Origin of the sequence: Pectobacterium sp. IFB5596, from assembly GCF_021432585.1 — a bacterium.
In the GTDB taxonomy this organism is placed as follows: Bacteria; Pseudomonadota; Gammaproteobacteria; order Enterobacterales; family Enterobacteriaceae; genus Pectobacterium; species Pectobacterium punjabense.
Genome location: NZ_LXFY01000012.1, coordinates 588,955 through 599,269, shown reverse-complemented (window position 1 = coordinate 599,269; position 10,315 = coordinate 588,955). Strand labels below are relative to the sequence as shown.

At 53.5% G+C, this 10,315-nt stretch carries 9 protein-coding genes; 2 read left to right on the top strand and 7 right to left on the bottom strand.

All coding sequences use genetic code 11. The annotated features are described in order from the left end of the window. Positions 1–75: 75 nt before the first annotated feature. The 3 genes from tehB to norV all read right to left on the bottom strand — a co-directional run bounded on the left by tehB (position 76) and on the right by norV (position 3,708). Positions 76–936 (bottom strand): SAM-dependent methyltransferase TehB, encoded by an 861-nt coding sequence (gene tehB / locus A6301_RS12360; RefSeq protein WP_234257891.1) that lies wholly within the window; start codon positions 934–936, stop codon positions 76–78. Between the two features lie 107 nt (positions 937–1,043). Further along, entirely contained in the window at positions 1,044–2,183 is a 1,140-nt protein-coding gene (gene norW / locus A6301_RS12355; RefSeq protein ID WP_234257890.1) for an NADH:flavorubredoxin reductase NorW, read from the bottom strand. A 7-nt stretch (positions 2,184–2,190) separates the two neighbouring features. Further along, entirely contained in the window at positions 2,191–3,708 is a 1,518-nt protein-coding gene (gene norV / locus A6301_RS12350) for an anaerobic nitric oxide reductase flavorubredoxin (RefSeq protein WP_234257889.1), read from the bottom strand. Positions 3,709–3,873: 165 nt separating this feature from the next. Between norV and norR the strand changes: the two genes are divergently transcribed. Next, positions 3,874–5,412 (top strand): nitric oxide reductase transcriptional regulator NorR, encoded by a 1,539-nt coding sequence (norR, locus tag A6301_RS12345; protein WP_234257888.1) that lies wholly within the window; start codon positions 3,874–3,876, stop codon positions 5,410–5,412. 97 nt (positions 5,413–5,509) lie between these two features. On the opposite strand, the gene fumA is transcribed toward norR, so the two are convergent. From fumA to A6301_RS12330, 3 genes are all read right to left on the bottom strand, one after another. Then, the gene (gene fumA, locus A6301_RS12340) at positions 5,510–7,153 is read right to left on the bottom strand and encodes a class I fumarate hydratase FumA (protein WP_107171056.1); all 1,644 of its coding nucleotides are present in this window, start codon (positions 7,151–7,153) and stop codon (positions 5,510–5,512) included. Positions 7,154–7,811: 658 nt separating this feature from the next. Beyond that, on the bottom strand, positions 7,812–8,048 hold the full coding sequence (locus A6301_RS12335; RefSeq protein WP_234257887.1) for a helix-hairpin-helix domain-containing protein: 237 nt from the start codon (positions 8,046–8,048) through the stop codon (positions 7,812–7,814). Positions 8,049–8,066: 18 nt separating this feature from the next. Continuing rightward, complete coding sequence (locus tag A6301_RS12330) at positions 8,067–8,960, bottom strand: LysR family transcriptional regulator (protein ID WP_107168220.1); 894 nt, start codon at positions 8,958–8,960, stop codon at positions 8,067–8,069. A gap of 140 nt (positions 8,961–9,100) precedes the next feature. On the opposite strand from A6301_RS12330, the gene A6301_RS12325 reads away from it, so the two are divergent. Beyond that, positions 9,101–9,571: a multidrug/biocide efflux PACE transporter gene (locus tag A6301_RS12325; protein WP_107168219.1), complete on the top strand. Its 471-nt coding sequence runs from the start codon at positions 9,101–9,103 to the stop codon at positions 9,569–9,571. Between the two features lie 9 nt (positions 9,572–9,580). Here the strand turns inward: A6301_RS12325 and A6301_RS12320 are convergent, their stop codons facing one another. Beyond that, the gene (locus A6301_RS12320) at positions 9,581–10,243 is read right to left on the bottom strand and encodes a DNA-3-methyladenine glycosylase (protein ID WP_234257886.1); all 663 of its coding nucleotides are present in this window, start codon (positions 10,241–10,243) and stop codon (positions 9,581–9,583) included. Between the last annotated feature and the right edge of the window lie 72 nt (positions 10,244–10,315).

Below are 10,315 nucleotides of genomic sequence, written 5' to 3'. Positions count from 1 at the left end.
AGAGAAATAATAAGGGCCGAGTAATCGGCCCTTTTGTATTTTATGGAGTCAGGTTTTTTAACGGCTAGCCGGTGCTTACGGCTTTCTTGCCAGCAGCGTAGCGAAGCGTAGTTTGATGCGATTACCCTGCGCATCTGTCTTGTGTAGTTCGCCCATATCCTCGTTATATTTGAGGATCTCCCAGCCGGCGTAATAGTTCTTCAGCTCGCCTTCTTTAAAGGTAAATGAGAAGGGCATCGGGCACGGACAATCTTCTGTCGACATCGCGGCAATAATCAGGTTATAGCCACCCGCAACCGTGCTGTCTTGCATATTGCTGATGATGTGCGGAATGCGGTCACGCTCCAAAAACATCAGCACGACGGTTGATAGGATAAAGTCGTACTGCTCTTTTATTTCCGCCAGATTGATGTTGTAAACGCCAGCGCGGATGTTGTCCAGCGCTTCGCTCTGGATGATGTTATTCAGCGACTCAATGCTCTGCTCATGCTTGTCACAGGCGGTCACGTCAAACCCGCGCAGGTTAAGATACAGCGAGTTACGCCCGCCGCCGCAACCTAAATCCAGCGTTTTGCCCGGTTTGATGTGCTGTACGGCGTTGATGACTTCGGAATGGGTTCGCGTCAGACCGTATTTTTTATGGTAGAAATCTTCCGCTGAGCAGAAAAAGCTGAGCTGGCATTCCAGATCGTCAGAGAACGAAACAATGCGGTGCCACGCCTGCGGTTCCACAAACGGTGGCTGGTTCTGCTCAGAAAAATGGAATGTCTCCAGCGTCTCACCGTCTTCAGTCAGCATGGAAAAGGTCATTTCTCCTTTCAACACGGTCAATTTTGCCCACGTGCCTTCCTGCGTGTTGTGCTTTTCCTGAAACGCGGCGGGCAACGTTTGGCTGTTCCACTGCGGCATCTTCTTATAACAAATGAGATCTTGCATCTTCACCTCGGTGTGTAAATTTCAAATAACTATGACCGTATTCTATAAATCTGCGCGCAGGCTGGCTATAAAATATGTATTTTAAATGCATTATTTGTTTTTCAGTGTCAAACGGTAATGGAAAGCTGTCGCAGCAGTGGAAACGCCTCTTTCATCCGTTCACCGCCGACCACAAAGGCACGCAGTTTCTGCTGACCGTCCAGCGCTTTCGCCACCATCCCCTGTTCGTTCCATTCCTGCTGCCAGTGCAAATCGTCGCCGGTAGTATCACCAGCCATTTGTAAGGGAAACAGCGGCGTCTTGATTTTAACCAGCATCGGTGGCAGTGCCAGCGTCTCATTACCCCCCAGCAAATTTTTCGCCAGCGTGATGGCGCTGAGTTGAATCGGTTGCAGGAAAGGTAGCAACTTACCGCCAATTTCCGCACAGTCGCCCAGCGCATAAATCTGTGGATCGGTAGTCTGTAACTGTTGATTGGTCTGGATGCCTTTCCGCACCGCCAAATCTGCCGCTTGTGCCAATGATGTATTGGCCTGCAAACCGATAGCAGAGAGGACGTCGTCCACCTCGACAGCTCGCCCGTCGGTAAACGTAGCCTGTATACCGGTTTCAGTTTTCTCTAGCTGCTGGACTGTCGTATTCAGCAGCAGCGAAATGCCCTGTTGCGTCAGCGTGAATTGCAGGCGTGCGCTGACTTCGGGTGGCATCAACGCGGGCAGAATGCTGCTGGCACAGTCAACCAACGTGACATGTTTTCCCGCTCGACCTAAATCCATCGCCAGTTCGGTGCCGATGAGCCCGGCACCGAGCACCAGTATGCGTTCGGCCTGCCAGAGCCGGCTTTCGTGAGTGCGATATTCCTGCTGACTATTGAGCGTCAGCATGTGTTCGCGCCCCGGAATCGGTGGCACGATGGCGCTGGCTCCAGTTGCGAATACCAGTTTGTGGTAATCGTAACGATCCGTGCCGCAGACAACCTGCTGTACGTTGCGGTCAATCGCAGTAACGCGCGTATTGGCCAACAGTGTGATACGGTTTTCTTCGGCAAACGCGGTGGCGTGCATCTTGGTCAGATCGTCGGCATGCTGCTGCTGGCTCATCACATGACTTAAATCCGGCTTGTTGTATTCATCGCCGCTGTCGGCGGCGATCAGGCGGATAGGGCAGTGAGCATCCAGCTTGCGCAACTGCCGGATGAGCTGGCGGGCGGCAAAGCCCGCGCCAATAATCACGATATCTTTCATCATCCTCTCCTTAGCGAATCGGATTGAAAACGTCTTTACCCAGCCCACATTCCGGGCAGAGGAAGCTGTCGGGTACGTCCGACCACATGGTGCCGGGGGTAACGTCCTGCATCGGCTCGCCAAGTGCCGGATCGTAGATCCACTGGCAGACGCTGCACTGCATACATCCGTTTTCTGACTGTGCCGTTGGCTGTGCTGTCGATTGTGGCGCAGTAACTTCATTGCACCCACAGGCGCTTTCGACAGGGGCACTTACAGCGGCTGAGGTTTGCGGTGCGGCGACCTGTTTTGCGGGAGAGATGACGCGACGGGCAGGCGTATCATCCAGCGGATGCAGCGCCCACTGGCGGGCGATTTCTCGGCCGTGTTCGCGGCAAATTTCCAGCGCGGAACCGTCAGGACGCCACTTAGTTTTCAGCGCCAGTGTGGTTTCAAAACCGGCGTCCATCAGACGAGTTTGAACGCGATCTACCGCGCCGCCGTTCCAGCCGTAGCTGCCGAACGCCGAGGCTTTCTTGTTTTGGAAGCGCAGGCCGGTGATCTCTTCCAGCATGGCAGCGACCTTTGGCATCATCACGTTATTCATGGTGGATGAACCGACGAGCACGCCTTTCGAGCGGAAGACCTGCGTCAGAATTTCGTTTTTGTCGTGGCGGGCGACGTTGTAAATTTTTACTGCAACGCCCGGATCGACATCGTTGATGCCTTGCGCAATCGCGTCGGCCATCATGCGGGTATTATTGGACATGGTATCGTAGAAAAGCGTGATGCGATCTTCCTGATAGCTGTCTGCCCATTTCAGATATAAGTGGATGATTTGGGCAGGATCGTCACGCCATACCACGCCATGTGAAGTGGCAACCATCGACAGCGGCAGGTTGAAACCCAGCACTTCGTGGATCTTGGCGGTCACTAAGCGACTGAATGGCGTCAGGATATTGGCGAAATAGCGCTGGCACTGCTCGAACAGCTCGGTTTGATCCACTTCGTCATTAAACAGGTGTTCATCGCAGTAGTGCTGGCCGAATGCATCGTTACTGAACAGCACAGCATCTTCGGTCATGTAGGTCATCATACTGTCCGGCCAGTGCAGCATCGGCGTTTCGATAAAGATCAACTGCTTGCCATTACCAATATCCAGCGTGTCGCCGGTTTTGACCGTGTGGAAATTCCACTCGGGGTGATGGTGATGCCCAGTAATGGAATCGATCGCATTGTAGGTGCAGTAAATCGGCGTGTTGGGAATACGCGCCATCAGTTCGCTCAGTGCGCCAGCGTGATCCTCTTCGGCGTGGTTAATCACGATATAATCAATCGTGTTGAGATCGATTTCTGCCATCAGATTCTGCACAAACTCGCGGCTGAATTTGTGATCGACGGTATCGATCAGCACGGTTTTCTCTTCGCGGATCAGGTAACTGTTGTAGCTGCTGCCTTGCAGCGTTTTGTATTCTGTACCGTGAAAATCACGGACTTCCCAATCGCGCTGCCCAACCCAGTGGATATTGTTCTTAACGTGAATCGTCATGTTCTGAAACCTCAATAGTCGTATACGGGAATATGCTGTAGAGATTGCAGGAAGCGTGCCAATTTTTAATGCATTGATTTATAAGTATTTAATAAATATTGATTGTCAAAATGACATACTTTATCTATTGTCTTAATGACACAGGCTCTGTCATTAGGACACACCATGACGCTCTCTATTAACGCCCTTGCCCGTATCGCTATCGAACTGCAAATGGGGCTATCGAATCAGGATCGTTTTCAGCGCTTGATCAACAGCCTGCGCCAGTTGCTGCGCTGTGATGCGTCGGCGCTGCTGCGTTACGAAAATCAGCTGTTCCGCCCATTGGCGATTGACGGCCTTGCGCCGGACGTACTGGGGCGACGCTTTCGCCTGTCCGATCATCCCCGGCTAGAGGCGATTGCGCGTGCGGGCGACGTGGTGCGTTTTCCGGCAGATAGTCAGCTGCCCGATCCGTATGACGGTCTAATCCCCAGCCAGGAGGATCTTAAGGTGCACGCTTGTGTTGGGCTGCCGCTATTTGCTAATCAAAACCTGATCGGGGCACTGACCGTAGACGGCATGGACCCGTGTCAGTTCGACCATTTTAGTGATGAAGAACTGCGGCTGGTGGGCGCGATGGCGGCGGCGGCGCTGAGTAACGCGCTATTGATGGAGCGTCTTGAACGGCAATTGCCCGCGCCAGTGCGGGCGGAAAGTCCGGCGGCGGAAAGCGTCGAAGAAATGGTTGGGCTATCGGAACCGATGCAGCGTTTGAAGAAAGAAGTGGATATCGTCGCGGGCTCCGATCTGAACGTGCTGATTATGGGAGAAACCGGCGTCGGCAAAGAACTGGTGGCGCGGGCGATTCATCATGGCTCCAGCCGGGCAGCGCATCCTCTGGTGTACCTGAACTGCGCCGCACTGCCCGAATCGGTGGCGGAGAGCGAACTGTTTGGTCATGTAAAAGGGGCGTTTACCGGGGCGATCCACCATCGCACCGGTAAGTTTGAAATGGCGGATAACGGCACGCTGTTTCTGGATGAGATTGGCGAACTGTCGCTGACGTTACAGGCGAAGCTGCTGCGCGTATTGCAGTATGGCGATCTCCAACGCGTGGGGGATGACAGCAGCCTGAAAGTGAACGTGCGCGTGCTGGCCGCGACTAACCGCGATCTGCGGCAGGCGGTGCTGGATGGTGCTTTCCGTGCCGACTTGTTCCACCGGCTGAGCGTGTTCCCGCTCTCCGTACCACCGCTGCGCGAGCGCAGTCAGGATGTGGCGCTGTTGGCAGGATTCTTCTGTGAACGCAGTCGTGTGCAACTGGGATTGGCGCGTTTGGCGCTGACAGTGGAAGCGGGTACGTTACTGGAGCGGTATGACTGGCCGGGGAATGTACGTGAACTGGAACATGCTATTTACCGTGCCACCGTGTTGGCGAGAGCGGGGCAGGAATCGGGCGAGGTGCTTCTAGGCCCTGAGCATTTCAATCTTGAACTTCCCTCCCAGCCTGTTCATGCGACCTCCGGTTCATCGAGCGCTATCGACACGGCACCCGCGTATTTCATCAGCGGCGGCCTGCGGGAGGCAACGGACGACTATCAGCGCCGGATCATCCAACAAACGCTGGCGCGCCATGAGGGTAACTGGTCATCCTGCGCAAGAGAACTGGAAATGGACAGCGGCAACCTGCACCGTCTGGCGAAACGGCTGGGTATCAAATAAAAAACGCCCCGATAGTCGGGGCGTTGCAGACCGTTAACAAACCTATTTCCCGCTCGGCTGGCGTTAGCGGCTAACCTCTAATCACGGTAGGAGTGAGTTAACCGCATTTCACGCACTTGGCACTCTGAATCACCTGGAAGAAATCGTTTCCTTTATCATCGACCAGAATAAAGGCTGGGAAATCTTCAACTTCGATTTTCCAGATGGCTTCCATTCCCAGTTCCGGGTATTCCACGCAGGTCAGACTCTTGATGCTGTTCTGCGCCAAAATCGCTGCCGGGCCGCCGATGCTGCCGAGGTAGAACCCGCCGTGTTTATGGCACGCGTCGGTCACCTGCTGGCTACGGTTACCTTTTGCCAGCATGATCATGCTGCCGCCGTTGGCTTGCAGCAAATCAACGTAGGAATCCATGCGGCCTGCGGTGGTGGGGCCTAATGAACCTGATGGGTAACCTTCTGGCGTTTTTGCCGGTCCCGCGTAGTAAATCGGGTGATCTTTGATGTACTGCGGCAGGCCTTCGCCGTTATCCAGACGTTCCTTCAGCTTGGCATGAGCAATATCACGACCCACGATGATGGTGCCAGTCAGGGAAAGGCGGGTGGAAACCGGATACTGCGACAGCGTCTTCAGGATCTCGGCCATCGGACGGTTCAGATCGATTTTAACCGCATCGCCTTCGCCCGTTTCACGCAGGTGTTCAGGGATATATTTGCCCGGATTCTGCTCTAACTGCTCCAGCCAGATGCCCTTGCGGTTGATCTTGCCTTTGATGTTACGGTCAGCGGAACAGGATACGCCCATACCGACCGGGCACGATGCGCCGTGGCGCGGCAGGCGGATAATCCGCACGTCGTGTGCAAAATATTTGCCGCCGAACTGTGCGCCCAGACCCAGATCGCGCGCCGCTTCCAGAATTTCCTGTTCCAGTGCCACATCGCGGAACGCCTGACCGTGTTCATTACCTTCGGTCGGCAGTTCGTCATAGTACTTGGTTGAGGCCAGCTTCACGGTTTTCAGCGTGGTTTCTGCCGAGGTGCCGCCAATGACAAAGGCGATGTGGTACGGCGGGCAGGCTGCGGTGCCTAGTGAACGCATTTTCTCGATCAGAAAGCTCTTCAGTTTACCCGGCGTCAGTAGCGCTTTGGTTTCCTGATACAGGTAGGTTTTGTTGGCAGAGCCGCCGCCTTTGGTGACGAACAGGAATTTATAGTCTTCGCCCTCGGTGCTGTAGAGATCGATCTGCGCGGGCAGGTTGGTGCCGGTATTGACCTCTTTATACATATCCAGCGCGGCGTTCTGTGAGTAACGCAGATTGTCTTCAATGAATGTGTTGTATACGCCCTTGGACAGCGCTTCGGCATCGTTGCCGCCAGTCCAGACGTTCTGACCTTTTTTACCCACGATGATCGCGGTGCCAGTATCCTGACAGGTCGGCAGAATGCCCTTGGCGGAAATTTCTGAGTTGCGCAGGAATTGCAGGGCAACGTATTTATCGTTTTCGCTAGCCTCTGGATCGCTAAGAATATCGGCAACTTGCTGCTGGTGAGCGGGGCGGAGCATGAAAGAAGCGTCATGGAAGGCTTGTTGGGCCAGAAGAGTCAGCGCCGCTGGCTCGACTTTCAGGATGTCCTGACCTTCAAATTGTGAGACAGAAACAAAGTCGCTGCTTAGCAGGCGATATTCGGTGTCATCTTTACGGAGTGGAAACGGATCTTGGTAATAGAAGGGTTTATTCGACATTTTTTTCTCACTTGCAATTGCATCAATTAGTAAATTTTCACCTTATAGGATTCAGCATCTTATTATTAAGGCGTATTACCGCAGCACGACAGGAATGTCTCGAATACAAAAGTAGTATACCCGTCATACTTCAAGTTGCATGTGCGTTGGCCGCGTTACTCGGCACACTGGCGTGAGCCTCGCCCCGTAGGGGCCGCTGCAAGCAGCGTTCAAATCTGCTTTTAGCAGATTTGTCAGTCACCCGAATCACTTACCTGAGTAAGCTCATCGGGATTCCTTCTCTTGCCGCCTTCCTGAAACTCGAATTATTTAGGGTATAAACGCCATAATAGTATGGTTTTCTGCCGGGAAGTACTACTTTGGTACATCACAATAATAATGATGTAGCGGGTTATTTTTTCCCTGAGGCGGAGATGCGGAACGGCGGCACAGCATAGGTTTCCTGTGTGCGGGGATACAGGAAACAATACGAGATTGAGCGTGAAAATATTCCTCTTTTAATTGGCTTAATTAAGTAAAGTAAATGGTGAAATTAAAAACAATAACCATTTATTCTTTAATGTTATTTGATGGCGATATAAAGAAATCGTTATTGGCTTTTTATCGCTTGACGAAAAACGAGATCGCCACAAAAGCCACAATGCTGTGGCTGATGTGATCACTTATGTGATTTTGCCAGCGTAATCGCGGCGGTGATGGCGGCACGTGCCTGCGGGCTGTTTTTCCAACAGGTTGAGCCCGTCAGTGCGGCGGCGTTTGCCACAATATCGCTAACGTCGGCTTCGCTCAACTGCGCCAGCGTGGTGAAGCCCATTTGCTCCAGACGGGCGACTACCGCAGGGCCAACGCCTTTTACGGCCAGCAGCGTCTCACGCTCCTGTGGGGAAAACGTCATGATTGTTCCGTAGATAAATCAGCGAATGTCACCATAGTGTAGCGTACTCTCTTGTTGAGCAAGGAGATTGTCGATCATCCACAGCCCAGCCGGTCCGGGTGGATGGGGTTTGGACCAGACGACATCGACGTCAATCCACTGTGGCCAACCCGCCACAGGCAACTCCACCAGTTTTTTCCGATCGTATTGCGCCACCAGCCAGCGCGGCAGAATGCTCCAGCCGTGCCCCTGCTGCGCCATTTCCAACAGCATAAGGTAGGACGGCGCAGACCAAACGATCCCTTCCGGCTGCGGTCGGTCACTGCGTTTATAGGTATTGAGATAGAGCTGACGGATCGTCGCCAGTTGACTACGGGTTACGGTGTTCTCAGTCGCGAGCGGATGGGCTGCCGACACGAAGACAGCCATTTCAGTCTTAACCTGCAAACGCGCGGCGGCGATATCGGGTGGGTAATCCGTTTGGGCGCGTACTAGTCCAACATGCGCGCGATCGGTTTGCAGTAGATCGATGACGTCATCGCCTTCCGCAACCAGACATTCAAATTCAATATCGGGAAAGTTGTGTGCGAAACGCTGAATAACGGGTTCGTAATGGGTGGCCTGCCAGATATCGGACAGCACAAATGTCAGACGGGGTTCGATATGGTTGGCCAGACGAATCGCTAACTCATCCAGTTCCTCACTGGCGGATAAGATGGCCTGTACGTGAGAAAGCACTTTTCTACCTGCCAGCGTCAGAACGGGCTGGTGGCCGGATCGATCAAACAGCGTCAGCCCCAGATCGGTCTCCAAATTCGCTATCGCGGCGCTGATGGTGGACTGGCTTTTATGTAATCGCCGGGCGGCGGCAGAAAACGAGCCTGCATCAACGGTAGTTATAAAAGCCAGCAAGGATTCTGGTGAATATCGCATAACCTATCTATCGTTTTTGTCGATGGAATCTAACTTTACTCTACCATCTTATACGATGAAAATAAGGTGGTAATACGATGCCATCCATGGTCATGGCAAAAATTGACCAGTAACGTGCAATAAATAAAAGTGAATGTGCTATGCAGAACAAGACCAGCAAAACCTTACGTGAACGCTTGTACCATGCGGTGGGCTTTGAGCTGATTGCGTTAATGATCTGTGCGCCAGCGGGTGCCTGGCTGCTGAATAAACCGCTTTTCGACATGGGCGCGTTGGCGATTATGCTGTCCAGCGTCGCAATGATCTGGAATATGATCTACAACGCGATATTCGATCGCCTATGGCCAGCGGATCGCGTTAAGCGTCGGCTGCCGATCCGTGTCGCTCACGCACTGGGGTTTGAAGGCGGATTTATCCTGATTGGTCTGCCGCTGGCGGCGTGGATGCTGAATATCACGCTGTGGCAAGCGCTAATGGTGGAGATTGGCTTCTTCCTGTTCTTCCTGCCTTACACTGTGGCGTATAACTGGGCCTACGACACTTTGCGTGAACGTATTGTGAACCGCCGCAATCATGTCCAGCACGTGTCGACCAACTCCCGTCTGCGCTAACCCTGGGTTTCACCGGTGTGTCAGTTTAAAACGCTGATACGCCGGTAGCTCAAGCGATCGCCATAAATACCAGGATGCCATCGTGCGGTAAGGTTGACAGGGCAGGCTGAGCGCCTGCAATTCGCGCGGCTTCGGCATATCCGATAAATCATAGACGTAGCGTAATCCTTGACGAATTCCCAAATCGTCGAGTGGCATGATGTCGGTGCGTTCCAGCGAATAAATCAAAAACATTTCCACCGTCCAGCGTCCGATTCCTTTTAGCGACGTGAGCTGCTGAATGAGCGTGTCGTCGTCCATATTTGCCGCCTGCTCGAGGCTGGGCACCAGCCCGCTCAGCGTACCCTGTGCGATGTCGTGTAGCGTATCCGCTTTGCGGGCGGAAAAGCCGCACTGCCGTAGCGTGTCGGTGGAGCAGGCCAGCATCTGTTTCGGACTGGGAAAGACATCGCCATGTACTCTCAGCAGCTTTGCAACCATCGCATCCCCAGCACGCGTCGTCAGCTGCTGATAGGCGACGGCGCGCATCAGTGCTTCATAAGGTTCACGATGCGGCGCAGTCTGATGGCGACAGTCGCCAACCTGATCGATCACGCTGGCCCAGCGTGTGTTAATGGCGCTGAGATGTGTTTTGGCGCGCTGCGTTAAATCCGACGGCGAGTGGGATGGCATAAGTGGTTTCCAATGTGAGAACGCAAAGGACAGGAAACGAGCATAGGTGATTGTCGCGTGGTGCGCTATGTG

Excerpts from the sequence above, each read along its gene's own strand:
- tehB (WP_234257891.1), bottom strand. The coding sequence starts at position 936 with ATGCAAGATCTCATTTGTTATAAGAAGATGCCGCAGTGGAACAGCCAA.
- norW (WP_234257890.1), bottom strand. The coding sequence starts at position 2,183 with ATGATGAAAGATATCGTGATTATTGGCGCGGGCTTTGCCGCCCGCCAG.
- norV (WP_234257889.1), bottom strand. The coding sequence starts at position 3,708 with ATGACGATTCACGTTAAGAACAATATCCACTGGGTTGGGCAGCGCGAT.
- norR (WP_234257888.1), top strand. The coding sequence starts at position 3,874 with ATGACGCTCTCTATTAACGCCCTTGCCCGTATCGCTATCGAACTGCAA.
- fumA (WP_107171056.1), bottom strand. The coding sequence starts at position 7,153 with ATGTCGAATAAACCCTTCTATTACCAAGATCCGTTTCCACTCCGTAAA.
- A6301_RS12335 (WP_234257887.1), bottom strand. The coding sequence starts at position 8,048 with ATGACGTTTTCCCCACAGGAGCGTGAGACGCTGCTGGCCGTAAAAGGC.
- A6301_RS12330 (WP_107168220.1), bottom strand. The coding sequence starts at position 8,960 with ATGCGATATTCACCAGAATCCTTGCTGGCTTTTATAACTACCGTTGAT.
- A6301_RS12325 (WP_107168219.1), top strand. The coding sequence starts at position 9,101 with ATGCAGAACAAGACCAGCAAAACCTTACGTGAACGCTTGTACCATGCG.
- A6301_RS12320 (WP_234257886.1), bottom strand. The coding sequence starts at position 10,243 with ATGCCATCCCACTCGCCGTCGGATTTAACGCAGCGCGCCAAAACACAT.